The 24262-nt window shown below is 70.8% G+C and carries 20 protein-coding genes; 9 read left to right on the top strand and 11 right to left on the bottom strand.

The window, feature by feature from the left end; translation table 11 throughout:
- Positions 1–76 precede the first annotated feature (76 nt).
- Both LQF12_RS15390 and LQF12_RS15385 read left to right on the top strand, forming a co-directional pair.
- Entirely contained in the window at positions 77–2659 is a 2583-nt protein-coding gene (locus tag LQF12_RS15390) for a glycoside hydrolase family 78 protein (RefSeq protein ID WP_231053778.1), read from the top strand.
- A gap of 130 nt (positions 2660–2789) precedes the next feature.
- Positions 2790–4043, top strand: coding sequence for an ATP-binding protein (locus LQF12_RS15385; RefSeq protein ID WP_231053777.1), 1254 nt, complete (start codon positions 2790–2792; stop codon positions 4041–4043).
- A 45-nt stretch (positions 4044–4088) separates the two neighbouring features.
- On the opposite strand, the gene LQF12_RS15380 is transcribed toward LQF12_RS15385, so the two are convergent.
- The 3 genes from LQF12_RS15380 to LQF12_RS15370 form a co-directional block, all read right to left on the bottom strand.
- Positions 4089–6482 carry a glycoside hydrolase family 95 protein gene (locus tag LQF12_RS15380; RefSeq protein ID WP_231053776.1) on the bottom strand — a complete coding sequence of 798 codons (2394 nt, stop codon included), beginning with the start codon at positions 6480–6482 and terminating at the stop codon, positions 4089–4091.
- Positions 6483–6519: 37 nt separating this feature from the next.
- Positions 6520–8682 carry a hypothetical protein gene (locus LQF12_RS15375; protein ID WP_231053775.1) on the bottom strand — a complete coding sequence of 721 codons (2163 nt, stop codon included), beginning with the start codon at positions 8680–8682 and terminating at the stop codon, positions 6520–6522.
- A 92-nt stretch (positions 8683–8774) separates the two neighbouring features.
- Entirely contained in the window at positions 8775–9443 is a 669-nt protein-coding gene (locus LQF12_RS15370; RefSeq protein ID WP_231053774.1) for an aspartate/glutamate racemase family protein, read from the bottom strand.
- Positions 9444–9585: 142 nt separating this feature from the next.
- On the opposite strand from LQF12_RS15370, the gene LQF12_RS15365 reads away from it, so the two are divergent.
- The 6 genes from LQF12_RS15365 to LQF12_RS15340 all read left to right on the top strand — a co-directional run bounded on the left by LQF12_RS15365 (position 9586) and on the right by LQF12_RS15340 (position 18075).
- Complete coding sequence (locus tag LQF12_RS15365) at positions 9586–11571, top strand: glycoside hydrolase family 127 protein (protein ID WP_231053773.1); 1986 nt, start codon at positions 9586–9588, stop codon at positions 11569–11571.
- Positions 11571–12827, top strand: coding sequence for a RuBisCO large subunit C-terminal-like domain-containing protein (locus tag LQF12_RS15360; RefSeq protein WP_231053772.1), 1257 nt, complete (start codon positions 11571–11573; stop codon positions 12825–12827). Before LQF12_RS15365 ends, LQF12_RS15360 begins: the two co-directional genes overlap by 1 nt.
- The gene (locus tag LQF12_RS15355) at positions 12820–14115 is read left to right on the top strand and encodes a four-carbon acid sugar kinase family protein (RefSeq protein ID WP_231053771.1); all 1296 of its coding nucleotides are present in this window, start codon (positions 12820–12822) and stop codon (positions 14113–14115) included. Before LQF12_RS15360 ends, LQF12_RS15355 begins: the two co-directional genes overlap by 8 nt.
- A 262-nt stretch (positions 14116–14377) precedes the next feature.
- Positions 14378–15523, top strand: a complete 1146-nt coding sequence (gene pdhA, locus LQF12_RS15350; protein ID WP_231053770.1) for a pyruvate dehydrogenase (acetyl-transferring) E1 component subunit alpha — start codon at positions 14378–14380, stop codon at positions 15521–15523.
- Positions 15520–16578 carry an alpha-ketoacid dehydrogenase subunit beta gene (locus LQF12_RS15345; RefSeq protein ID WP_231053769.1) on the top strand — a complete coding sequence of 353 codons (1059 nt, stop codon included), beginning with the start codon at positions 15520–15522 and terminating at the stop codon, positions 16576–16578. Before pdhA ends, LQF12_RS15345 begins: the two co-directional genes overlap by 4 nt.
- A gap of 36 nt (positions 16579–16614) precedes the next feature.
- On the top strand, positions 16615–18075 hold the full coding sequence (locus LQF12_RS15340; RefSeq protein WP_231053768.1) for a dihydrolipoamide acetyltransferase family protein: 1461 nt from the start codon (positions 16615–16617) through the stop codon (positions 18073–18075).
- A 99-nt stretch (positions 18076–18174) separates the two neighbouring features.
- Here LQF12_RS15340 and LQF12_RS15335 read toward each other — a convergent pair whose 3' ends face one another.
- Both LQF12_RS15335 and LQF12_RS15330 read right to left on the bottom strand, forming a co-directional pair.
- Positions 18175–18408, bottom strand: coding sequence for a helix-turn-helix domain-containing protein (locus LQF12_RS15335; protein WP_231053767.1), 234 nt, complete (start codon positions 18406–18408; stop codon positions 18175–18177).
- The gene (locus LQF12_RS15330; protein ID WP_231053766.1) at positions 18405–19055 is read right to left on the bottom strand and encodes a hypothetical protein; all 651 of its coding nucleotides are present in this window, start codon (positions 19053–19055) and stop codon (positions 18405–18407) included. Before LQF12_RS15330 ends, LQF12_RS15335 begins: the two co-directional genes overlap by 4 nt.
- Positions 19056–19112: 57 nt before the next feature.
- Between LQF12_RS15330 and LQF12_RS15325 the strand changes: the two genes are divergently transcribed.
- A complete protein-coding gene (locus tag LQF12_RS15325; protein ID WP_231053765.1) occupies positions 19113–19514 on the top strand; it encodes a hypothetical protein in 402 nt (133 codons plus the stop codon).
- A 100-nt stretch (positions 19515–19614) separates the two neighbouring features.
- Here LQF12_RS15325 and LQF12_RS15320 read toward each other — a convergent pair whose 3' ends face one another.
- From LQF12_RS15320 to LQF12_RS15295, 6 genes are all read right to left on the bottom strand, one after another.
- Positions 19615–20013, bottom strand: a complete 399-nt coding sequence (locus LQF12_RS15320; RefSeq protein WP_231053764.1) for a DUF2185 domain-containing protein — start codon at positions 20011–20013, stop codon at positions 19615–19617.
- A 1-nt stretch (position 20014) separates the two neighbouring features.
- Positions 20015–20557, bottom strand: coding sequence for a hypothetical protein (locus tag LQF12_RS15315; RefSeq protein WP_231053763.1), 543 nt, complete (start codon positions 20555–20557; stop codon positions 20015–20017).
- 51 nt (positions 20558–20608) lie between these two features.
- Positions 20609–21220 (bottom strand): GH-E family nuclease, encoded by a 612-nt coding sequence (locus LQF12_RS15310; protein WP_231053762.1) that lies wholly within the window; start codon positions 21218–21220, stop codon positions 20609–20611.
- 10 nt (positions 21221–21230) lie between these two features.
- The gene (locus tag LQF12_RS15305) at positions 21231–21947 is read right to left on the bottom strand and encodes a WXG100 family type VII secretion target (RefSeq protein WP_231053761.1); all 717 of its coding nucleotides are present in this window, start codon (positions 21945–21947) and stop codon (positions 21231–21233) included.
- Between the two features lie 84 nt (positions 21948–22031).
- Positions 22032–23300: a GNAT family N-acetyltransferase gene (locus LQF12_RS15300; RefSeq protein ID WP_231053760.1), complete on the bottom strand. Its 1269-nt coding sequence runs from the start codon at positions 23298–23300 to the stop codon at positions 22032–22034.
- A gap of 47 nt (positions 23301–23347) precedes the next feature.
- Complete coding sequence (locus LQF12_RS15295) at positions 23348–24262, bottom strand: hypothetical protein (RefSeq protein ID WP_231053759.1); 915 nt, start codon at positions 24260–24262, stop codon at positions 23348–23350.

Below are 24262 nucleotides of genomic sequence, written 5' to 3'. Positions count from 1 at the left end.
TGCAGTACATCGTTTCACCACCAATCTAGCGTCAACTACAGTAGGACTGAAACGTTTCGAAGCAAAGGTGGTTCCTATGAGCGTCATCGCCGACGCCCCCATGATCGAGCATCACCGCCAGCCGCTGGGCATCGGCGAGGCGCGGCCGCGCCTCTCGTGGACGCTGCGGCATGCGGACCCGGGGTGGCAGCAGCGCGCCTACCGCCTGCTGATCGAGCGCGGCGGGGCCGAGCAGGTCACCGAGGTCGCCTCCGCCGAGCAGATCCTGGTGCCGTGGCCGGGGGAACCGCTGACATCCCGGGAGAGCGCCACCGTCCGGGTGCAGGTGTGCGGTGAGGACGGCACCTGGTCGGAGCCCTCCGAGCCCAGCACGCTCGAGGCGGGATTGCTCACGCCACAGGACTGGCGGGCCCGGCCCGTCGGGGCTCGCTCGCTCGAGCACCGCGACTCCGACTCCCGCCGCCCCTCGCTGGTGCGCCGGGAGTTCGACCTCGACGGCGAGATCGCCAGTGCCCGGCTCTACGCCAGCGCCCACGGGCTCTACGAGGCCGAGATCAACGGCACCCGCGTGGGCACCGACACCCTTGCCCCGGGCTGGACCTCCTACACCACCCGGCTGCGGTACTACACCTACGACGTCACCGAGCTGCTACGCCCGGGAGGCAACGCCGTCGGGGCCTGGCTGGCGGACGGCTGGTACCGCGGGCGGATCGGCTGGTACGAGGGGTTCCGGAACGTCTTCGGTGAGGATCTGTCCTTCCTCGGCCAGCTCGAGGTGACCTACACCGACGGGCGCACCGAGACCATCGCCACCGACCGCAGTTGGCGCACCGCGCCGAGTCCGATCCTGCGCTCGGGCATCTACGACGGCGAGGACTACGACGCCCGGCTGGAGCAGGCCGGCTGGTCCGCTCCCGGGTTCGACGACGGCGCCTGGGAGCAGGTGGCCGTGCGCTACCGCGACCCCGCCACGCTGGTGGCCCCGACGGCGCCGCCGGTCCGATGCACCGAAGAAGTCCGGCCGGTTGAGGTGCTCACCTCGCCGGCCGGGAACCGCATCCTCGACTTCGGTCAGAACCTCGCCGGCCGCGTGCGCCTCCGGGTGAGCGGTCCGGCGGGGACCACAGTGCGGCTGCGCACCGCCGAGGTGCTGCAGGAGGGGGAGCTGTACACCCGGCCGCTGCGTTCGGCGCGCTCCACCGATCACTACACCCTGGCCGGGCGCGAGACGGAGGAGTGGGAGCCGCGGTTCACCTTCCACGGGTTCCGGTACGTGGAGGTGGACGGCTGGCCGGGCGATCTCGATGCCGATGTGGCCGCCGGCGCTTTGGCGGCCCGGGTGCTGCACACCGACGTCGAGCGCACCGGCTGGTTCGCGTGCTCCGACGAGCTGGTGAGCAAGCTGCACGAGAACATCGTCTGGGGGATGCGCTCCAACTTCGTCGACGTGCCCACCGACTGCCCGCAGCGGGACGAGCGTGCCGGGTGGACCGGGGATATCCAGGTGTTCGGGCCGACCGCCTCGTTCCTGTTCGACGTCTCCGGGATGCTTGCCGGCTGGCTGCGCGACGTCGAGGCCGATCAGCTGCCCGATGGCACCGTGCCCTGGTACGTGCCGGTGATCCCGGCGCACCGGATGTGGACCCCGATCCGCCCTGGCGCCGCCTGGGGTGATGTGGCGACCATGCTGCCGTGGACCTTGTATCAGCGCTTCGGTGACGCCGGGGTGCTCGAGACCCAGTACGGCAGCGCGACCCGGTGGGTGGATCTGGTGGACCGGCTCGCCGGGGACGACCACCTGTGGGACGAGGGCTTCCAGCTCGGCGACTGGCTCGATCCGGCGGCACCGCCGGACGACCCGGCCGATGCGCGCACCGACCGGTACCTGGTGGCGACCGCGTACTTCGCGCGGTCCTCGCGGTTGATGGCCCAGACGGCCGAGCGGTTGGGCAAGACGGAGGACGCGGCGCGCTACCGGGCGCTCGCGGACGCCGTCGCCGAGGCCTTCCGTGCCGCCTACGTGCTGCCCGACGGACGGATGACCAGCGACGCCGTCACCGCTTACGCGCTCGGGCTGGAGTTCGACCTGCTCACCCCCGCCCAGCGGGAGGTTGCCGGACGGCGGCTGGCCGAGCTGGTGCGTGAGGCCGGGCACCGGATCGCGACCGGGTTCGTCGGCACGCCGCTGGTGACCGATGCGCTGACCTCGGCCGGGGAGCTGGAGACCGCCTACGGGCTGTTGCAGGAGCGCGAGTGCCCCAGCTGGCTGTATCAGGTGGAGCAGGGCGCGACCACGGTGTGGGAGCGGTGGGACTCGATGCTGCCCGATGGCACCGTGAACCCGGGCAAGATGACCTCCTTCAACCACTACGCGCTCGGCGCGGTGGCCGACTGGCTGCACCGGGTGGTGGCGGGGCTGGCGCCCGCGGAGCCCGGGTATCGCCGGATCCGGTTCGCCCCGCGGCCCGGCGGCGGGTTGACCCACGCCTCGGCGCGGCACCTGACGCCGTACGGCGAGGCCGCGATCCGATGGGAGCTCGCCGGCGGTGAGCTGACGGTCGAGGTGACCGTGCCGGTGGGGACCGAGGGTGTGCTGGAGCTGCCGGGCGCGGAGCCGGAGATCCTCGGGCACGGACAGCACCGGCGGGTGGTGGCCTGAGCGTGGCCCGCCCGGCGAGAGCGGGGCGCGGCAGATCCGCAACGGGAGGGTGGCGAATCCGCAACAAAAGCCCGGCGGATCCGCAACGTTAGCCTGGCGAATCCGCAGAACGAGGTCTAGCCTGGGACCTATGACGCCCGATCTCATCCGTCGAAACGCGAGCGATCTCGTGGCGGAGACCCTCGCGGACACGCCGGTCACGGTGATCAGTGGCGCCCGCCAGGTAGGCAAGAGCACCCTGATGCAACAACTCATCTCGGGCCGCAACGCGCGCACGATCAACCTGGATCTCGCCGTCGATCGCGCCGCCGCTGAGCGCGATCCTGATGGGTTCGCGATGCAGTATCCGGACGGTTTGCTCGCCATCGACGAGATCCAGCGTGTCCCCGCGCTGCTCACCTCGTTGAAGGCAGCAGTCGACCAGGATCGGCGACCAGGCCGCTTCATCGTGACGGGTTCAGCCGACCTGCTGTCGCTGCGGGGCGCGCAGGAATCGTTGGCGGGACGCGCGCAGACCATTCCGCTCGAGGGCCTCAGCCGGGGTGAGGTGGCAGGGCGGGTCGAGGACTTCGCAGCGTACGCCTGGAGATTGCCGACCGAGGTGCCTGCGGATCGCCCTGCGTACACTCGGCGCGACTACCTGGAGATTGCGACTGCCCCCTCATTCCCGGAACTACGCGAGGCGCCCGCCCGTGCCCGCGGCCGATGGATGGAAAACTACGCCGATCGCGTGCTCTCGAAGGACACCACCGATGTCTCCGGGATCTCATACGTGGATCGCCTCGGCCCGCTGCTCGATGTTCTGGCTGCACGCAATGGCAGCGAGTTCGTCGCAGCGAGAGTCGCGCGAGAGGTCGACATACCGGAGCGTTCCGTTCCCGCCTACCTCCGGGCGATGCAGTCCGTCTACCTGATCCGCGTCGTCCCGGGCTGGTCGAACAACAGGGCAGCTCGTGCGGTGCGGGCCCCGAAGGTGTATCTGAGCGACACCGGCCTTGCGGCCCATCTCGCCGGAGTCGACGTCGAGGGTCTCGAGCGCGAGGTGTCGTCGACGCTCACTGGTGGATTCGTCGAGGGCTTCGTGGTCGGAGAACTCGTGAAGCAACGCGCGTGGTCGCAGAAGTCCTACTCACTGTCCCACTACCGCGACAACCACGGTCGTGAGGTCGACATCGTGCTTGAGGATCGTCGCCGCGAGGTGGTCGGGGTCGAGGTGAAGTCTGCGGCGACGGTCGGCGCGGGTGACTTCCGTGGTCTGGAGCTTCTCCGCGACAAGGTGGGTCAGCGGTTCGTCGCCGGGGTGGTCCTGTACACGGGGACTCGTGCCGTTCCCTTCGGTGGCCGGCTCTGGGCGCTGCCGCTCGCCACACTCTGGGAGCACTGACGCGACGGACTGTGGTGTGATTCCGATGCACCAGGTGCACCGGAATCACACCACAAGCGCCAGGTCCTGGCTGAGACGGATCTGCTCGCCGGGGGCCAGGGTCACGTCCAGCGTGCGCTCGCGGTAGCGGACCCGCGTGGTCGTGCCGGTGACCGCCCGGATAGTCGCGGACTCGAGCGCCCCGCCACGCCAGCGCAGGTCCACCTCGAACCCGCCGCGCCCGCGCAGTCCGCGCACCTCGCCGTCGGCCCACTGGCCCGGTAGTGCCGGCAGCAGGTCGAGCTCGTACACGCCGTCGTGCACGTGGCTCTGCAGCAGCATCTCGTTCACGGCACTGGTCTGGCCGAGGTTGCCGTCGATCTGGAACATCGGGTTCGTCGGGGAGTGCCCGATGAACTTCGAGCCGAGGTTGGGCTGGACCGCCTTCTGCAGATGCAGGTCGAACACCCGCAGCGCCGCATCGCCGTCACCGAGCCGGGCGTAGGCCATCGCCTGGAAGCCGCCCTCCCAGCTCCCCAGGCACGGGCCCTTCAGCGGGTCCTTCTTCTCCTCCCACCAGCGCTCGGTGTCGAAGATCCGCCGCAGGCCCGCCGCCAGCTCCGGCGTGCGCCGCGGGTGGATCTGCGCGCTGGCCACCGCGCCCCAGCTGGAGAGCACCTCCGCCTTCATCGTCCGCCCCCAGTCCTCCAGGTATTCCTGCAGCTGCCCGGTGGCGGGGCTGATCTGCATCGGCGCCAGCCGTGGCAGCGCCGCCTCGATCTCCGCGGCCAGCTCGCCTGCCTCGCCGAGCAGTCGCGAGGCAGCGAGCACATGCGTGAACAGCTCGCGCACCATCTGCATCGTCGGCGTGGTGCCCATTGCCAGCGAGCCCGTGGTGCCATCCGGTGCCACCCAGATGTTCTCGAAGTTGATGTCCGGGGCGGTCACCAGCCAGCCATGCTCCGGTTCCTCGACCAGCATGTCCAGGTGGAAGCTCGCGGCATCACGGATCGTCGGCCACGCCCGGCGCAGGTCCTCGAGATCGCCGGAGAAGGCATAGTGCTCCCAGAGGTGCTGGCTCAGCCAGGCGTTGCTGGCCACGAAGTTCGACCACTGCGGGTTGCTGCCCACCGGCTGCGCGTAGCGCCAGAGGTCGGTGCCCTGGTGCGAGACCCAGCCCCGGGCGGAGTAGTGGTCGCGCGCCACCCGCGCCCCGTTCTCACTCAGTTCGCGCGTCAGCTCCAGCAGCGGCTCGTGGCACTCGGCCAGGTTCGCGGCCTCGGCCGGCCAGTAGTTCATCTGGGCGTTGCAGTTGATCGTCCAGTTCGACCCCCACGCCGGGTTGATCGAGGGGTTCCAGACCCCCTGCAGGTTCGCCGGCTGGCTGCCCGGCCGGCTCGTGGCGATGAGGATGTACCGCCCGAACTGGAAGTACAGCGCCGCCAGGCCCGGGTCGTTCGCGCTCCCGGCGACGTAGGCCGCCACGCGCTCGTCGGTCGGCAGCGCGTCGGCGTCGCTGCGGCCCAGGTCCAGGCTTACCCGCCTGAACAGCTCCTGGTGGTCGGCCACGTGCGCGGTGCGCAGCGCCTCGTACCCCTTCCCGACGGCGGCCCGTAGGTCTGCTTCGGCCAGCGCCTTCTCGTCCTGGCCGTCCCGGCTGGGGCTGACCGCCGGACCGTTGTAGCTGGTGCGTGCGGTGAGGATCAGGGTGACGGCGTCGCACCCCTCGGAGAGGACGGCGTCGCCTTTCTCGCTGATCGTCGCGCTGCCGCCCTCGGCGACCGCTGCGAGGCGGGCCTCCCACCGCATCCCCCGGGGATCGGGCTCCTCGTCGTACTCGGGCTCGCGCGTGCGCCCGGAGTAGTCGAAGGCCCGCATCGGCGCCCGCCCGGCCATCCGCAGACTCTCGCCGTCGGCGGTGGTCTGGTGCCGCACCAGGCTCGTCAGCGAGGCGGTGAACGAGATCGCGCCGGGCCGATCCGCGCTCAGGCGCACCACCAGGGCGCGGTCGGGGTGGGAGACGAAGGTCTCCCGGCGGTAGGTGACTCCGTCGGAGCGGAAGGTGACCTGCGCCGTCGCCGTGGTCAGGTCGAGCTCGCGGCGATAGCCGCTGACCTCACCGGCGGGGAGGTCGAGGACGAGCTGCCCGAGCGGCATGTAGAGGGCGGTCCCGCCGATGCCGCCGAGGGAGTCCGCCGCGAGCTCCTGGGCCTCGGCGTACTTGCCCGCCAGCAGCAACCGGCGGACCTCGGGCAGGGCGGTCGGTGCCGCCGGGTTGGGCTCGTAGCCGGGTTCGCCGGTCCAGAGGGTGTCCTCGTTGAGGTCGATCACCTCCCGCTCGATCCCTCCCCACAGGGCTGCTCCGAGGTGGCCGTTGCCCAGCAGCGAGGACTCCTGCCAGGTGCGGGCGGGCTGGGTGTACCAGAGGGTCAGGCCGTCGTCGGCCGGGGCGGTGCTCACGGTGGGGTCAGCTTTCTCCTGGGTGCGGACAGGTGGCTCAGCCGAAGAACTCCGAGCGTCGGCCGCCCTCGGCGAGGCGGGTGGCCTGCTCGGCCGAGCGGACCAGATGGAGGAGGTACTGCGTCGTCGGGGGATCGCCGAGGGGGATCTCCCAGCCGATCTCCAGCCGCCGGCCGTGCAGCGGGTCGCCGATCGGGCGGTCGGAGCCGTCCAGTGGGGTGATCTGGATGTCGATGACGCCCTGCAGGTCGGTCAGCACCAGCCAGCCGGTGACCGGCTCGATGAGCGTGGGCGCCTCACCCCAGGTCTCCCACAGGGTGCGGCGGGCGTTCCACCGGGTGCCGGTGTTCTCGATGCGCGCGCCGGCGGTGAGCAGCAGGGTCTCGCTGCGCGGGATCGGCTCGCCGTCGAGCGAGCTCAGCGTCAGGGCGCAGAAGTCGTTGGCGACCTCGGCGCTCAGGTGGGAGGTGCTGCGCCCGTGGGCGCGCACGTGCCCGACGAGAGCCTGGGTGCGGTCGGTGTCGATCGTCACCAAGCCGCCACGGTCGTCGGCGTACCAGCCGAGCTCACCGGTGTCGGCGAGATAGGGCCCGGGCTGGTCCGGGTCGAAGGCGGCCGTGGGGGCGCCGTCGAAGGAGGAGATGCGCACCCCGTGACGCAGCGCCGTCGAGACGGGGAAGCCGGGCGTGAAGTACGGCCGGGCGGATTCGGGCAGCCGGATGCTCTCCAGCACCTGCTCGGTGGAGTAGGAGCGGGTGAGGGTCTCGCGAGCGGGCCGGACGTCCGGGCGGGAGAAGATCAGCGCGCCCGCGGCCAGCTGGGGCATCTTCACCGGGTCCAGCGTGAGATCGAAGTGGTCGGCGACGGTCCCGCTGTGCTGCCCCTGCAGCTTCGGTTCGAAGGTGTAGAAGAAGATGCCGTCCCAGTCCTGGAACGCGGCGTAGGCGGCGAGGATCGGGATCATCTCGGCCGCGTGCTCGTTCGGATTCGGGTGGTTGACCTCGCTCACCGTGAACGGCTTCCCAGCCACCGGGGAGCGGCTGAGCTTGACGATGGTGGAGTTGAGCGGGTCCTCCACCATCGGGGTGTTGCGTGCACCCCAGATCGCCGGGTGCTGCCAGTAGACGTGGCCGTCGACGATGTCGAGCTGGGAGGTGCTCTGCACGATCGGCTGGTTCGGGATCCAGTAGGTGTGATCGGCGCAGCCGACGATCAGCGACTCCACCCCGAGGTCGTCGGTGAGGTAGCGCTTGACGTCCAGGAAGAAGCCGCGCTCGACGGCGCCGTAGAACTCTCCCTCGGCGTGGAACAGCGGGGTGGGCGCCTCGGCGAACTGCTCGGCGCGCAGCCGCGGGACCGGCTCGTCCTCACCGACACCGGCGAGCGCGCGCAGCTCGACGATCTCGGCCTCGGTGCGGTGCTCGGCCAGCCACGCCTGGTACAGCCCGTCGAGGCGTTCGGCGTAGTAGGGCGGGAAGTCGAGCTGGATGTCCGGGCTGCCGGGGGTGCGCTCACCGCGCAGCCAGTTGCGCATCCAGAACTCGTAGAGGGAGTTCTCGTTGACGATCTCCACGATCGCGACGGCCGGCTCGTGGCGGTACTCGGTGCCGGTGTAGGGGTTGTGGTGGGTGAGCAGATCGCGTGCGTAGTTCTTCTGGAGCTCGATCAGGCGTTCGCCGACGAACGTCATGCCCTTCCAGATCCGCACCGCCTCACCGTCGGGGACCTCGTCACCAGGCTTGTAGGTGCGGCCGACGTTGAGGTTGAGATTGGTGTAGATGCCGCGCTGCTTGAGCTCGGCGACGAAGAAGTCGAGCCGGTCGAGCTGGTCGGGGTCGAAGGACTGGGTGTGATCGGGCCCGGGGTCGATCAGTCCGCTCGGCCGGCGGTCGGCGGGGTCGCAGACGGGCAGGTCGAGGAAGTGGAAGCGCACGCAGTTGATGCCGAACCGGGCCAGCGTGCCGGCCCAGAGCGGCGCCTCCTCCTTGGGCGGCAGCAGTGTGGAGCCGCTGGTCCAGCCGGTGAGGTTCACCCCCCAGATGCGCAGACGCTGCCCGTCGGGCCGGACGAGATGACCGTCCTGGACGCGGACGAAGCCGTCCCGGCCCGCCGGGGCGTCCAGCAGGAAGGACAGGTCGGCGGCGGACGGTTCGCGCCGGTGGTGGTCGATGACGTAGGGGACGACGGGGATCTCGCTCATGCTCAGCTCCGAACGTGAGGAACAGCGGCTTGTGGTGTGATTCCGGTGCACCTCATGCACCGGATCCACACCGGTAGTGGTCGAAGGTGACCTCAGCCGGCCTGCACGCGCTCGGCGAGGCGGGCGATGCCCGGCCGCAGGCTCGTCATCACCGGCACCTCGACCCGAGCCGCCTCGGCGGCTGAGGCCATCGACGCCTGCGCGAGCACCACGACGTCGCTGGTCGGTGCGTGCCGCTCGATCGCCTCGGCCACGAGCCGGTCATGCGCGGCGCGGTCCCCGCCCGCGACGGCCTCGAACGCCCCCGGGACCACCTCGCTGACGAACTCCGGTGTGGTGCCGGCCAGCTCGGCGCGCTCGCGCAGCAGCCCCAGGGTGGGCTCGAGCGTCGTCGGGAGGGTGGCCAGCACCGTGACCCGTCCAGCCGCGGCCACGGCCTCGTCGGCCATCGCCTCGTCGATGCGCAGCACCGGGATCCCGGCCTTCTCCGCCGTCGGAGCGGCCAGGTGGGAGATCGAGGAGCAGGTGAACATCACCACGTCGGCGCCGGCGGACTTCGCGGCCGCGGCCAGATCGGCCAGGCGCTCGGCCACCGACTCCTGGTGCGCCGGATCGGCGAGGTCGGCCACGATCCGGTCATCGAGGTAGTTGACTGTGCTCAGGCCGGGCAGCTGCTCGCCGACCAGTTCCATGACGGGCGGGATGACGACGGCGCCGGTGTGCAGGAACGCGACGCGCGTGGCGGGGGTGGTGGAGGTCATGGTCCGATCTTCTCCTTTGAGACGGCGGGAAAGCCAGAGCAACCGTTTTACCATGCATAAGGATTCACGATTGCGAGAAGTTGCAGTCTCAGGTTAGCATGTCGCCAGAGTCGCCACCAGTGAAGACGCGAAAGGACAGCCAATGACGGCCCCATCCCAGACCCGCGCCCATGCGCCCTGGACCCCGCTCGGTGCCGAGGGTGCACGCTGGCGCTCCGGATTCTGGGCCGATGTCGCACGCCGGACCCGCGAGGTGACGGTGCCCAGCATGGAGGACATGCTGCGCGACCCCGCCGTCAGCCCCGGCGTGCGCAACTTCCGCATCGCGGCCGGACTGGAGGAGGGGGAGCACCAGGGCCCGCCGTTCATGGACGGTGACACCTACAAGTGGCTCGAGTCCGCCGTCGTGCAGCTCGAGCTCGCCTGGGACGACGAGCTCGCGGCCCGGATCGAGGACCTTGCCGCCCTCATCGCCTCGGTGCAGCGCGAGGACGGCTACCTGCACACCCCGACGGCGATCGCCGAGCGCAAGCAGGAGCAGGTGCAGGCGCTCGCGGACCGGTTCAACTTCGAGACCTACAACCTCGGTCACCTCATCACCGTGGCCGTGCGCCATCACGCCGTCACGGGTTCGGCGACCCTGCTCGACGTGGCCGAGAAGGCGGCCGGCTTCCTCGAGATGCTCGCCACCGACAAGCCGACCGAGCTGGCGAAGTCGGCGATCTGCCCCTCCCACTACATGGCCGTCATCGACCTGTACCGGGCCACCGGGAACGAGCGCTACCTGCGCCTGGCCGAGGCGTTCCTGCGCGTCCGCGACGAGTTCGAGGAGGGCGGCGACGACAACCAGGACCGCATCCCCGTGCGCGAGCAGACCGTCGTCACCGGCCACGCCGTACGCGCCAACTACCTCTACGCCGGCCTGAGCGATCTGGTCGCCGAGACCGGCGACGCCGGCCTGCAGGGGGTGCTCGAGCGCCTCTGGACCGATGTGGTCGAGACCAAGCTCTACCTCACCGGTGGCTGCGGTGCCCTCTACGACGGCGCCTCCCCGGACGGCTTCCCCTGGCAGAAGGAGATCAGCCGCGTCCACCAGGCCTATGGCCGGCCCTACCAGCTGCCGAACACGACGGCGCACAACGAGTCGTGCGCGCACATCGGCATGATCTTCTGGTCCGAGCGGATGCTGGCGCTGGCCCCGCGGGCGCGCTATGCCGACGTCATCGAGACCATCTCCTACAACGCCCTGCTGGCCAGCATCGGCCTGGACGGCGCGAGCTACTTCTACACCAACCCGCTGCGGCAGGTGCGCGAGCTGCCGTTCCCGCTGCGCCGCGCCGGGGACACCGCCCTGCGCCCCACGCCGGAGCCGCCGCCTTCGGACGAGCGGCTGCGCCAGCCCTACCTCAGCTGCTTCTGCTGCCCGCCCAACATCGCCCGGACCTTGTCGGAGATGCACGAGCGCATCGCCTCGGTCGGCCCGGACGGGCTGTACGTGCACCAGTACGGCGGGTCGCAGGTGCGCGGTGAGTCCGCGAGCGGTCACGTGGTGCTGACGGAGAGCTCGCAGTATCCGTGGGACGGCGCGATCACCTTCACCGTCACCGAGGCCGCCGGCAGCCTGCCGGTCCACCTGCGCATCCCCGGCTGGTCGCGCGGGGCGCGGGTCGCCGTCAACGGGAGCGCGGTCGAGGTGAGCGAACCTTCCAGCTACACCCGCATCGAGCGCGAGTGGCAGGCCGGCGACGAGATCACCCTGGACCTGCCGATGCCGGTGCGGATCGTGCGCGGGCACCGCCTCGCCGAGGAGATCACCAACCAGGTGGCCGTGCAGCGCGGACCGGTCGTGTACTGCCTGGAGAGCCACGAGCTTCCCGACGGCGCCCGGCTGGAGCAGGTCGCACTGCCGCGCGATGCGCAGCCGCAGCCGGTGCAGATGACGATCGGGTCGGAGCAGGTGACGGCGCTGGAGACCGAGGCCGCCATCCTCCCGCCGGCGACCGAGGGCCTGTACGGCGACGTCGACGACGCCCCGCTGCGCCGGGCGAGCGTGCGGCTGGTGCCGTACTACGCCTGGAGCAACCGCGGGCCGTCGGAGATGTCCGTGTGGTTGCCGGTGGTGTGGTGATGGCCGCCGACTATGTGGTGGCGACCTATATCGTCGAGACCTCCATGCCGCTCGAACGTGCGGCCGAGGTGCTCGCCGGGGAGCAGTCCACCGGCACCTTCGTGCGGGTGGAGCGGGAGTCGGACTCGGTGCGGGCACGTTTCGCCGCCCAGGTCGACGGCCTCGAGGAGCTGCCACTGACCGGGGCCTCGGCCCTGCCCGGCACGGTGGGCGACCCATCCGACCGGCGGCGGGCGCGCCTGCGGATCCGCTTCCCGCTGAGCAACTTCGGCCCCTCGCTGCCCAACCTCATGGCCGCGGTGGCCGGGAACCTGTTCGAGATCAAGGAACTCGGCGCGATCAAGCTGGTCGATCTCGACCTGCCGCCGGCCTTCGCCGAGCGCTACCCCGGCCCGCAGTTCGGCGTCGAGGGCACGCGCCGGCTGATGTCGCGCCCCGAGGGGGCGATGCTGGGCACGATCGTCAAGCCGAGCATCGGCCTCACCCCCGCCGAGCTCGCCGAGCTGGTGGGTGACCTCGCCGACGGCGGGATCGACTTCATCAAGGACGACGAGCTGCAGGGCAACGGCCCGCACGCCCCGCTGGCCGAACGGATTGCGGCGGTGATGCCGGTGCTGAACCGGCACGCCGAGCGCACCGGTGTGAAGCCGATGTACGCCTTCAACATCACCGATGACATCGACCAGCTCGAACGCAATCACGACATGGTGCTCGAGGCCGGTGGCACCTGCATCATGGTCTGCCTCAACAACGTCGGATTGGCCGGGCTGGAGTACATCCGCCGCCGCTCCCAGCTGCCCATCCACGGCCACCGGGCGGGCTTCGGGGCCATCAGCCGCTCCGAGCAGGTCGGGATCGCGTTCCGCGCGTGGCAGAAGCTGGCGCGGCTGAGCGGGACCGACCATCTGCATACCAACGGCATCTCCAACAAGTTCTACGAGTCCGACGCCGAGGTGCTCGCGGCGATCTCCGCCGTCCAGGAGCCGTTGCTGGGCACCACGCCGACGGTGCCGGTGCTCTCCTCCGGGCAGTGGGGCGGGCTCGCCCACGCCACGCACGAGGCCGTGGGCAGCACCGATCTGCTCGTGCTCGCCGGGGGCGGGATCCACGGCCACCCCGACGGCGTCCGGGCGGGGGTGGACAGCATGCGCCAGGCCTGGGCATCCGCCGCCGCGGGTGAGACCGTCGAGGATGCCCTCCGCACCTCCGAAGCCCTGCGACGGGCGGTCGACCGCTTCGGGCCGGTCCGTGTCTGAGGCGCCGCCACCCCAGCGTCGGTCTCCTCGGGGCCAGGGCACGTCGCCCCGGCTGGCCTTCTACGGCGACGACTTCACCGGCAGCGTGGACGTGCTGCTGCAGGTGGCCCGGCAGGGATGGGCCGGGCGGCTGTTCACGCACCTGCCCGGGCCTGCGGCGCTCGCCGAGGCCGCCAGGGGCTGCGACGCCGTCGGGATCGCCGGGATCGCCCGGTCGATACCCACCGGCCGGCTCGAGGCCGAGGTCCGCCCGGTGCTCAGCGCGCTCGCCGCCCTGGAGCCACAGGTGCTGCAGTACAAGGCCTGCTCGACGGCGGACTCCTCCCCGCAGGTGGGGAGCCTGGGCCGGGCGCTGGAGATCGGTCGCGCGCTGAGGGGCGATCAGACCGTACCGCTGCTGTTCGCCCAGCCCGACTTCGGGCGCTACACCGCCTTCGGGCACCACTTCGCCCGGGAGGGTGAGACCGTGTATCGGCTCGACCGGCAGCCGACGATGTCCAGCCACCCCGTGACGCCGATGGACGAGTCCGACCTCGCCGTGCACCTGGGGCGCCAGACCGACCTGGCTGTCGCGGGGTTGGCGTTCCCGGCCTACACCTCAGCGGATCAGGTGACCCAGCTGATCCGGTCCTCCGACGCGGCCGCCCTGGTGCTCGACGCCCTCGGGGAGGAACACCTGCAGCTGCTCGGGCGGGCAGTGCTGGACCTGGGCGGGTTCGCCATCGGCTCCGGTGGCCTCTCCCACGCGCTCGCGTCGGCCGAGCCGGGGGATGCCGGTCCGGTGCCGGCGGCCACGCCCGCCCGCGGCCCGGTGCTCGCCGTCTCGGGCAGTCGCTCCGCACAGACGCGCAGGCAGATCGACGCCGCCGCCCGCGCTGGGTGGATGACCGCGCCGGTGCTTGCCGCGGGGGTCAGGGAGCAGGCGCTGGCCGCGCTCGCCGCGGGGCGGAGCGTGGCGCTGAGCTCCGACGACGCCGACACCGCCGGGCTCACGCCGGACGAGATCCTGCCCGCCCTGGCGCGTGCGGCGGCGGATGTGGTCGAGGCAGCGGTGAGGGCCGGCGTCGGGCGGGTGGTCGTGTGCGGTGGGGACACCTCCAGCCGGGTGACCACGCTGCTGGGGGTGGAGTCGCTCTCGATCGCTGCGAACCCGTCCGGGAACGTGGTTCTGCTGCGCGCCCATGCGCCGGATCCGGCGGTGGACGGCCTGGAGCTGTTGCTCAAGGGCGGACAGGTGGGGGAGGTCGACCTGTTCGAGCAGGTCCGCACCCTCGGCTCCGAGGCCTGACGCGTCCCACGCCTGTACCCGCAGTTCGCTGCGTTCGAATCCACTTCTGTCATCCGAATCCAGTTCTGGTCGCCCGAAAGTGGATTTCTATGACAGAAGTGGATTCGCACGGGTGCGCCGGGTGGGGGAGCGTTCGTTGGAGGTTTCCTACAACTCCGGGGCCGGCAGCTTCGTGTGATCGCTCTCGTTGTAACCTACGGTTGCGTAGCCTACGCTGGCGTAAGTTGCGCGAGGACGGCTACCCACACGAAGGAGCGTGCCTGTGTTCACACCCGACGTAGACGGGGTCACCACCCCGGTCGGAGAGACGGATGACGATCTCATCCAGCTGCTCACCCCCACCGGTGAGCGTGTGCACCACGAGAGCTACTCGCCCCGGGTCGACCACCTGGACCGAGCAGCGCTCGAAGGCCTGTACCGGGACATGTACCTGGTGCGCCGCTTCGACAGCGAGGCCACGTCCCTGCAGCGCCACGGCGAGCTGGGCCTGTGGCCCCCCTCGCTGGGGCAGGAAGCCGCCCAGATCGGCTCCGGCAGGGCGATGTCCTCGCGCGACTACGCCTTCCCCTCCTACCGCGAGCTCGGGGTGATCTGGACCCGTGGGGTGGATCTGCGCTCCACGCTGCACATCTTCCGCGGCGAGGACCACGGTGGCTGGGACCCGAATGCCCACAACTGCCACCTCTACACCCTGGTCATCGGCTCCCACGCGCTGCACGCCACCGGCTACGCCATGGGCATCCAGCGCGACGGCGACGTCGGTACGGGCGATCCCGGACGTGACCGCGCCGCGGTGGCCTACTTCGGTGACGGCGCCACCGCCCAGGGTGATGTCAGCGAAGCCCTGACCTTCGCCTCGGTCAACGACGCGCCGGTGGTCTTCTTCTGCCAGAACAACCAGTGGGCGATCTCCGAGCCCACGCAGCGGCAGAGCCGGGTACCGCTCTACCACCGCGGCCGGGGCTTCGGTGTGCCCTCGGTCCGGGTGGACGGCAACGACGTGCTCGCCTGCCACGCCGTCACGTCCGAGGCGCTCGAACGCGCCAAGGCGGGCGGTGGCCCCACGTTCATCGAGGCGGTGACCTACCGGATGGGTGCGCACACCACCTCCGATGACCCCACGCGCTACCGAAGCCGGGCGGAGGAGGAGACATGGCGCCGTCGTGACCCCCTCGACCGGATGCGCCTGCTGCTGGAGCGGGAGGGGTCGCCGTCGGAGTTCTTCGCCGGCCTCGAGGCGGAGGCCGAGCAGTTCGGGGCCGAGATCCGCGAGTACTGCCACACCATCGCCGCGCCACCGGTCGAGCGGATCTTCGACGACGTCTACGCCACCGAGCAGTCCCAGATCACCCGCGAGCGGACCTGGCTCACCGAGTACCTCGCCGGGTTCGAGGAGGTGGCCTCATGAGCGAGCGGGCCGTCAGCGACCAGGACCGGCAGGGCGATCAGGGCCAACAAGGCGGGACCCAGCGCCTCACCCTCGGCAAGGCGATCAACCTCGGCCTGCGCCGCGCGATGGAGCGCGATCCGAAGGTGATGCTGATGGGTGAGGACATCGGGCCCCTCGGTGGCGTCTTCCGGGTCACCGACGGACTGCAGAAGGACTTCGGCTCCGACCGGGTGGTCGACACCCCGCTCGCCGAGTCCGGCATCGTCGGCACCGCGATCGGGCTGGCGCTGGCCGGGTACCGGCCGGTGTGCGAGATCCAGTTCGACGGGTTCATCTTCCCCGCCTACGACCAGATCACCACCCAGCTGGCCAAGATGCACTACCGCTCCCGCGGCAAGTCGCAGGTGCCGGTGGTCATCCGGGTGCCCTACGGCGGCGGCATCGGAGCGGTCGAGCACCACTCGGAGTCACCCGAGGCGCTGTTCGCGCACACCGCCGGGCTGCGGGTGATCACCCCGGCCACGCCGGCCGACGCGTTCGTGATGATCCAGCAGGCCATCGCCTGCCCCGATCCGGTGATGTTCTTCGAGCCGAAGGCCCGCTACTGGGACAAGGCCGAGGTGGACCTCACCGCGGCCGATGAGCTGGTCGGCGGTCCCGGTGCGCCCGGCGACGTGCGCGCCACGGTGGCCCGCCCGGGCACCGATGTCACGCTCGCCGCCTACGGCCCCTCGGTGACCACCGCGCTCCGCGCCGCGGCCGCCGCCGAGTCCGAGGGCACCAGCATCGAGGTGATCGACCTGCGCTCGATCTCGCCGATCGACTTCGCGGCGGTGGCGGACTCGGTGCGCCGGACCGGGCGACTGGTCGTGGTGCACGAGGCTGCCACCTTCCTCGGCGCGGGTGCCGAGATCGCCGCCCGGATCAGCGAGGAGTGCTTCTACCACCTCGAGGCGCCGGTGCTGCGGGTGGGCGGCTTCCACACGCCCTATCCCGTGGCGAAGCTGGAGGAGGAGTATCTTCCGAACCTGGACCGGGTGCTGCACGCCGTCGACACCGTGATGCAACACTGATCCGGCGCCCGTCGATCGAGGAGACGAGACCAGACCATGCCCAAGCTCGTGCAGTTCCGCCTTCCCGACGTCGGTGAAGGTCTCACCGAGGCCGATATCGTCGCCTGGCAGGTGGCCGTCGGTGACACCGTGACGGTGAACCAGACCATCGTCGAGATCGAGACGGCGAAGAGCCTGGTCGAACTGCCCAGCCCGCATGCCGGGGTGGTCACCGAGCTGCTCGCCGAGGTGGGTGACACCGTCGAGGTCGGGACGCCGATCATCACCTTCGACCTCGACCCGGGCGGAGAAGCCCCCGACGGCGGGGCCTCCGAGGCGTCTGCCTCACCCCAGGCGCAGGCCTCCGGGGACGAGGAGGAGACCAGCGGTGGGGTGCTGGTGGGATACGGCACCAAGGCGGCCTCGCCCACGCGCCGCCCGCGCAAGGCCGCTGCCGGTGGCACTCGGGAGCCCGAGAGCGCTGCGCCCGCTCCCGCGGCGCCCGCTCAGGCCGCGCCGCCTGCCCGACCCGCTGCTGCGCAGCCCTCCCCGGCTTCCCAGGCGAGACCTGCACCTGCTCAGGCTGCGCCGTCGGCGTCCTCGAACCGGTCGGCCCAGATCATGGCCAAGCCACCCGTGCGCAAGCTCGCCAAGGACCTCGGGCTGGACCTGGCCCGGGTCCCGGGCACCGGACCCGGGGGCATCATCACCCGCGCGGACGTGCTCTCCGCGGCAGAACGTTCGGCTCCCGAGCACTACGTCAAGCACCGCGACGACGACCGGCCCTGGCTGGACGGCGGTGTCGTCTCCGATGACGGCCGCCAGACCCGGGTGCCGGTGCGCAGCGTCCGGGCCCGTACCGCCGAGGCGATGGTGGCCTCGGCGTTCACGGCGCCGCACGTGACGGTCTTCGTCACCGTCGACGTGACCAAGACGATGCACCTGGTGGAGCGGCTCAAGGGCGATCGCGACTTCGGTGACGTGCGCGTGACCCCGCTGCTGATCGCCGCGAAGGCGCTGGTGCTGGCGATCCGCCAGCACCCGATGATCAGCGCCGCGTGGGACGACGCGACGCAGGAGATCGTCTACAAGCACTACATCAATCTCGGGATCGCCGCGGCGACCCCGCGGGGGCTGATCGTGCCCAACATCAAGGATGCGCACCGGCTCTCGCTGCACGAGCTGGCGGTGGAGATCGCGAACCTGACCGCCACCGCGCGGGCGGGCAAGACGCAGCCGGCCGAGATGTCCGACGGCACCGTGACGGTCACGAACGTCGGCATCTTCGGGATCGACACCGGCACCCCGATCCTGAACCCGGGGGAGTCGGCGATCCTCGCGCTCGGTGCGATCGACCAGCGCCCGTGGGTGCACAAGGGCAAGATCAAGCCGCGCTGGGTGACCCAGCTCGCGCTGTCGGTGGATCACCGGCTTGTGGACGGCGAGCTCGCCTCCCGGGTGCTGCACGATGTGGCCCGGGTGATGGAGGAGCCGAGCCAGGGCCTGGTCTGGGGGTAGCCGGCTCATCGCCGACCCAGGCTCCCCGCACGGACCGAGGCGGGAGGCATCGAGGCAGGGTGCTGCCATGGTCGGGGCCGGGAACGTCGGTCGGTAGCGCTACGCGCGCACCAGCAGGTCGCCGACGTCGCAGCCGAGGGCGTCGCAGATCGCTGCCAGTGTGGTGTACCTGATCGCCTTCGCCCGGTCGTTCTTGAGCACCGAGAGATTCACCAGGCTCACCCCGACCTCCTGGGAGAGCTGGGTGAGCGTCATGCCGCGCTCGGCCAGGAGCTCGTCCAGCCGGCAGTGGATCAGTGCCGGTTCGACCTCCCCGGCGCGGCGCGGCGTCATATCAGCCCCTCCGTGTCCTTCTGCATGCGCTCACCGATCTGCAGGATCTGCGCGACGACGGCCAGGCCCAGCCCCCAGCCGAACGAGGCGAGGGTACTCTCGAAGATCACGGTGACGAAGCCTTCGTACGGTCCCTCGCCGGCATCCCCCGCCGTCGACCCCGCCCCGAGGAGGTCGATCACCTCGGCCCGGGTGATGCCGTGCAGGACGTCGCCGATCAGGCCCGCGGCAAGCACGATGATCGCAGTGGCCAGCACCGCGGCGGTGGCCGAACGGACGAAGGGGCGGCCCGTGACGGTGCGCCAGGCGAGCCACGCCACGGACCCGGCCACCCCGATGGTGATCAGCCCGGAGCAGAGTGCGGTGGCCCAGTGCAGCCAGCGCACCAGCGCGGGTGGGTCGGCGAGGGTGAGGGTGACGGACTCGTAGCGCGCGTCGGTCACGGCGGCGAACGGCGTGAGGAACTCCGGTGAGGTGGCGTTGCCGAGTGCGAAGCCGTCGATCTGCAGGCTGGCCGAGGTGCCGATCGTCACCGCTTGGACGATGAGGCCGGCCAACGTTGCGGCGCCGATCAGCGTTGCGCCGACGGCCACGACGATGAGAGCGATCCGGTCCCCACGGCCGATAGTGCGGCGGGCGGTCTCCATAGCAGTTCCTTACCGATAGTCGTTATTAGCGATCGTCGATAAGGTAGCGCGGCTGGCATGCCCTATCGCGGCTCCCGCTCCGCTGCCCGGATGCTCGGCCGGGTCAGCACGAGGAGCGAGTCGGCGCTGGAGACCCTCAGCGACGTGGCGATCGACGCGCTCGGCTTCCAGGCCCCCGCCAAGCAGGTGACGATCGCACTGCCGTCCGGGCGGACGGCGTACCTGGACTATCTGTGGGAGGAGCAGGGGATCGGCGGGGAGGCGGACGGTGACCGCAAGTACCGTGGAGCGCGCACGGCGGAGAGCCTGATCGAGGAGAAGCGGCGCGAGGACGAGCTGCGGGAGCACCTGCGCGCGCTCGTCCGCTGGGACTGGCATGCCGCCTGGCACCGCGCGCCGCTGGCGGACAAGCTCCGTCGCGCCGGCGTCCCGCGGGTTCGCCGGGCACGAATCCTCTGATCGGGGAGCGCGCCGGCCGTGTCGACACAGGTTCCGGGTATCGAGTCCGGTTCCCGCCCGTGTCCGCACCGGGAACCTATGTCCGGGCGGGGAGCCTGGGTCAGGCGCGGTGCTGCGGCGGGACGTACAGGTTCTCCGGCGGGACGACGCGCCCCGTCGGAGTGTCCACGATCGTGAGGCCGCGCTCGTCCCGCACGAGCTGCAGGTCGGAGCCGACCTCCAGGTCCCAGATCCCGATGAGCGCGGGCTCGATCGCGCAGACCCGGTTGAAGTCCGTGATCGTCCAGCTGGAGGGGTCGGAGAGGTACTCGCTGGTGTCGATGTGGCTCATGATGCGCCAGCCGTTGTCGGCGCCGGCCTGGGAGGGCTTGCGCAGCATCCACCGCACCACACCCGCGCCGCTGAGCACGTGGGTGGTGGCGAGGCAGGCGCCCGCCTGCGGGATGAACTGGGGGTACTCGGCCGGCGCCGAGGGTGACCCGGCGGGTGTGTCAGTCATGTCAGGCTCCTTGCCGTGCCTCGTGCTCACGCATCAGGCGGTGGGGGATGGGCCGGTTCTCGGCGGCCTGCTCGATGAGCTCGCGGATCGTGTGCGCCTGCGAGGCGCGCGCGTCGAGGTCGAGGTCGGGGCGTGCGAAGAACGCCTCGTACATGGGCAGCCGGTCCTCGTCGGAGAGGGAGCTCAGGCGCAGCAGCATCGCCAGCGCGGCGCCGTCGCGGCTCTCGACCGCATTGATCGGTGCACCGCCCTCCAGCAGGCGCCGCAGCAACGGCCCCTCGAGTGCCGGATCGTGCGCGCGCTGGCCCAGCAGCACGTGCAGCAGGCTGACGCCCGTGCGGGAGACCACCGCCGGGTCGGCGCCGTCGTCGAGCAGCCGGTTCGCGATGGCGGCCCGCGCACCGGGGTCCTTGTTGGCGAGCGCACCGAAGAGCACCGTCTGCCCGGTGCTCGCGCTGGCGAACGCCGGGGTGGACGCCGGGTCGTAGTCGGCGAGGAACGACTCGAGGGTCGCGCGTTTCGCGCTCAGAATCGGATCGGCCACGTCCCACCTCTCGATCGTGTGCTCACGCTTCGTCTCATCCTTCCACAGCACCTATTCGTCCATGTGCGACTGGTTGCGCCCGGGATCCTCGGCGAAGTAGTTGTCGGGATCGCGGTACTCGGCGAGGAAATCGTCCTTGCTGATCTCGCCGTTGAGGTAGCGGTCCCGCAGTTCGCTGTACTTGGAGTCGGGGCGGTGCCCCATGTCCCAGACGCCGCGCCGATTCTGCCCGGACTCCCAGGTCACCAGGTCCCAGCTGTCGTCGGTGCGCTGGACCCACACCTGGTTCTCACCCGGCGGGTCCAGCGGCCGGCCGTTCTCATCCAGCAGGGCCCCGTTCTGCGCGTCGGCGACCTGGTTGTCGTGAGTGTCCTGCCAGACCGTCTCGACCTGTCCGTCGTCGTACCTGGGGCGGTCGTTGGCGTACGGCAGCCGGTTGCCGTCGGCGTCGTAGCCGTAGGAGCCGGGCGGGCCGGTCTCGGGAAGGTCGGTCTTGCGGACGGTGTCGGCCAGCTCGCCGTCGGCCTGGTTGACGCGGTCGTTGTCGTCGCGGATCTTCTGCGCCTGATCGCGCTGACGATCCCGCAGGGCGCGCTTGATGCGCGTGAAGCCGTCCTCGATCGCCTCGAGGATCTCCTGGGCGTTGCGCGTGAGTGCGGACATGGGGGTCTCCTCAGGACGCGAAGATCGGCAGGCCCATGACCTGCGAGATGAAGGCGTCGACCAGTTCCTCCTGGTCGGCGCCGCAGTCGTCGATGGCCTGGGCCAGGCGCTCCAGCATGTCGTAGCTCGCGTCGAAGGAGGCCGTCTCGCTCCCGGAGGAGGTGATCGGTGCGGCCACCACGGCCTCGGCCAGGCCGGCGGCGGTGTCGGTGAGCGGCTCGATGACCATGGCCACGATCTGGCCGAGGAGCTGGTCCATCGCGATGTCGGTGGCGATGTCCAGCGCCTTCTTGCGGGCGGCGATGATCGCTGCGTTGGCTGCCACGCTCGCGCCGAGGGTCACCACGGCGGTCGCCGCCGCCGCGGCGATCTGTGCCGCGGTGATCGTCAGCTCGGCGATCACCTTCACCTTGAGGGCGAGCACGGCGTCGGCGAAGATGTCGATCCCGTCCGCCACCGTGGGCATCAGGTCGAGCATCTGGTCCATGTTCTGGGTGCGGTTCTCGGTCCACCCCTGGATGTAGGCCGTCGCCGTCTTGGAGGTGAAGGCCTCGGCCAGCTCGACGTTGATGGTGTTGTCCAGGTCGTCGAGCGTGCCCTGCAGGTCATCGCGCAGGCCGCGCATCAGCACGGCAGCCTCCCGGATCGCGTCCTCGTCGAGGTTCGGCCATTCGTAGCCGAGCAGGTCGAGCACGTAGTCCAGCTCGCCGGGCACGGTCATCCCCATGGCGTCCTCCTCGTCTCGCGCTCAAGATAGGGCGCCGGCGAGGTGGACGGAATGGGGAGTCCTCACCACCCGCGGGGGTCCTTCCTAGAAGAAGGTCGTCGTGTACGGCCGGTCGGGCAGGTCCGCCATCGCGGCGAGGCGCCCGACGGCGTCCGCTGCCCCGGCCACGCGCCCGGCCGCCGCGAGCATGGTCACCGGGGCGGTGCCCAGGCACAGGGTGGCGAGGGTCTCCGCCGTCACCGTGACCTCGGCCGTCTCCTGCGTCGGGGTGACGGTGGCGCGCCCGGCGCGGGACTCGATCGCGAACGTCCCCCCGGCGTGACCCTGCGGGTCCTCGACGGACAGCACGAGGCGACCCTCCGCCGTCCACGGGCGGGCCTGGAGCACGCGGACCACGTCGAGCACCCGCAGCCAGATGAACTCGCTCTCGCCGGTGACCTTGAGGGCGTTGATATCGGTCAGGGCCCACGGGAGCGGGTCGAGCGGATCGGCCATGCGCCACACCACCCGGGTGGAGAGGTCGATGTGGGCGAGGAAGTCCCACAGGGCCAGCTGCACCCCGGGCTCGAGGGCGAGCATCTCGCTCACCCGGACGGTGGGCTTGTCCCGGTCCTCGCCGTCGAAGCGGTAGAGGACGAATCCGTCGACCTGCTCGCTTTCGTCCAGGTGGACCGCCGCCCGGAGCTTCTTCGACGGTCCGCCCTCGGTGTAGTCGAAGGCGCCGGTGTGCAGGTCGCGGTAGAAGCCGGGGCGCGCGATCGATCCGCGCCGGCTTCGGTGGAAACGCTCGAACACGCTGCTGAGGTGCGGCCAGGCGTCGCGGGCGTCGACGAACTCCATCCGGCCGGGCAGGTCGCGCGTGCGCAGGCCGAACCGCGGGCCGGTGTCGAGCTCGACGCTGCGTGCGAAGGTCGCGGGGCCGAAGCCCCAGCGCCCGTAGATCGTCGCCTCCGACGCCGTCAGCGCTGCCAGTGCGGCACCGTGAGCTGCGGCGTCCGCGAGGTCCGCCTCCAGCATGGTCCGCACCAGACCCCGACGGCGGTGGGCCGGGCTGGCGCTGACATCGCTGACCATCCGCACGTCGAGCAACTCGTGGCCGGCGTTGAGGGTCTTGTCGAAGCTGACGTAGGTCGCCACCGGTTCCGGACCGGCACCGAAGGCGCCCTCGGGCAGCCAGGCGCCCCGGCACACCGCGGCGTCGGCCCGGGCGGAGGCCAGCCAGTGCTGGATGTGCTCGTTGCCCGGGCGCCCCTCGTGGAAGGCTCGGGCGACGGCGCCGAACCAGGCCTCGCGCCGGGCGACGGCGGCGGGGGAGTCGTCCTGCAGGTCCAGGGTGTCGAAGACGTAGTCCACGGCCATGACTCTATGCGGCGCCGCAACTCCAATATCGCCGGCGGTGCCTACCAGTTCTGGCCGGACCCGTTCCCGCCGCCGGAGGCCTGCTCCGACGCCTCACGCGACTCCTGCGCCTCCTGGTTGCGGCTCTGCAGCTCCTCCTGGCGCGGGTCCAGTGACTCCGTCGGCGACGGGCTCTCCCCGCCGGACTCTCCCTCGCTGGGGGATTCGGACTCGCCGCCGGTGGGGGACTCGGACTCGCCGGACTCGCCGTCGCTGGGCGATTCGGACTCACCCGATTCACCGTCGCTGGGCGATTCGCTCGGGTCGCCTTCCTCGCCTTCCTCGCCCTCCTGCTGCTCCTGCTCCTGTTGCTGCTGGTCCTGCTGGCTCTGCTCCTGCGACTCCTGCTGGCGCTCCTCGGCTTCCTGGGCCTCCTCGCCGCCGCTGCCGCCGGATTCACCGCAGTCGGAGAGCATAGTCTGCGCCTGGTCGTAGTAGTTGCTCGCGGTGGCGAAGTCGGAGGCGATCGAGGCCTCGTCCCCCAGCCCTTCGAGGGCGAGGGAGTAGTTCGTGCGGACCTTGCACTCGTCCTCGCCGCGCGGCTCGTCCTGCGGCGCCTGGGGGACGAGCCCGAGGGCGACCTCCAGCTGGAGGGTCGCGTTGAAGAAGTCACCGCCGGCGTAGATCGCGGTGCCCTGGTTGAAGTGGGCCTTCCACGGCTCCACCACGTTGAACAGCTCCAGGGAGGAGAACCGCTCGGAGGCCGTGACGTAGCCGGCGTTGTCGTAGGCGCTGGTGCCCGCCACGTTGATCAGCGTGGCGCTGAGCAGCTTGATGGCGGCCAGGAGCGCGATCACCACCACCGGTGCCGACCACAGCAGCATCCGCTTGCGGCGGCGTGCGAGCTGTTCGTGGAAGCGGGCGTCGCGAATCTCCTCGGTGGTGCGGAACTCACCGGGCGGAGGAAGCAGGTCCAT

This window comes from Ruania suaedae (genome assembly GCF_021049265.1).
Classification (GTDB): domain Bacteria; phylum Actinomycetota; class Actinomycetes; order Actinomycetales; family Beutenbergiaceae; genus Ruania; species Ruania suaedae.
The sequence above is the reverse complement of the archived record's forward strand: the minus strand, read 5'-3'. Positions and strand labels throughout refer to the sequence as shown.

Bases quoted from the DNA above. Each gene is read 5' to 3' on its own strand.
- LQF12_RS15325 (WP_231053765.1), top strand. From the start codon at position 19,113: ATGCCCTATCGCGGCTCCCGCTCCGCTGCCCGGATGCTCGGCCGGGTC.
- LQF12_RS15330 (WP_231053766.1), bottom strand. From the start codon at position 19,055: ATGGAGACCGCCCGCCGCACTATCGGCCGTGGGGACCGGATCGCTCTC.
- LQF12_RS15310 (WP_231053762.1), bottom strand. From the start codon at position 21,220: ATGTCCGCACTCACGCGCAACGCCCAGGAGATCCTCGAGGCGATCGAG.
- LQF12_RS15295 (WP_231053759.1), bottom strand. From the start codon at position 24,262: ATGGACCTGCTTCCTCCGCCCGGTGAGTTCCGCACCACCGAGGAGATT.
- LQF12_RS15305 (WP_231053761.1), bottom strand. From the start codon at position 21,947: ATGGGGATGACCGTGCCCGGCGAGCTGGACTACGTGCTCGACCTGCTC.
- LQF12_RS15365 (WP_231053773.1), top strand. From the start codon at position 9,586: ATGACGGCCCCATCCCAGACCCGCGCCCATGCGCCCTGGACCCCGCTC.
- LQF12_RS15345 (WP_231053769.1), top strand. From the start codon at position 15,520: ATGAGCGAGCGGGCCGTCAGCGACCAGGACCGGCAGGGCGATCAGGGC.
- LQF12_RS15375 (WP_231053775.1), bottom strand. From the start codon at position 8,682: ATGAGCGAGATCCCCGTCGTCCCCTACGTCATCGACCACCACCGGCGC.
- LQF12_RS15385 (WP_231053777.1), top strand. From the start codon at position 2,790: ATGACGCCCGATCTCATCCGTCGAAACGCGAGCGATCTCGTGGCGGAG.
- LQF12_RS15340 (WP_231053768.1), top strand. From the start codon at position 16,615: ATGCCCAAGCTCGTGCAGTTCCGCCTTCCCGACGTCGGTGAAGGTCTC.
- LQF12_RS15335 (WP_231053767.1), bottom strand. From the start codon at position 18,408: ATGACGCCGCGCCGCGCCGGGGAGGTCGAACCGGCACTGATCCACTGC.
- LQF12_RS15360 (WP_231053772.1), top strand. From the start codon at position 11,571: ATGGCCGCCGACTATGTGGTGGCGACCTATATCGTCGAGACCTCCATG.
- LQF12_RS15390 (WP_231053778.1), top strand. From the start codon at position 77: ATGAGCGTCATCGCCGACGCCCCCATGATCGAGCATCACCGCCAGCCG.
- LQF12_RS15320 (WP_231053764.1), bottom strand. From the start codon at position 20,013: ATGACTGACACACCCGCCGGGTCACCCTCGGCGCCGGCCGAGTACCCC.
- LQF12_RS15370 (WP_231053774.1), bottom strand. From the start codon at position 9,443: ATGACCTCCACCACCCCCGCCACGCGCGTCGCGTTCCTGCACACCGGC.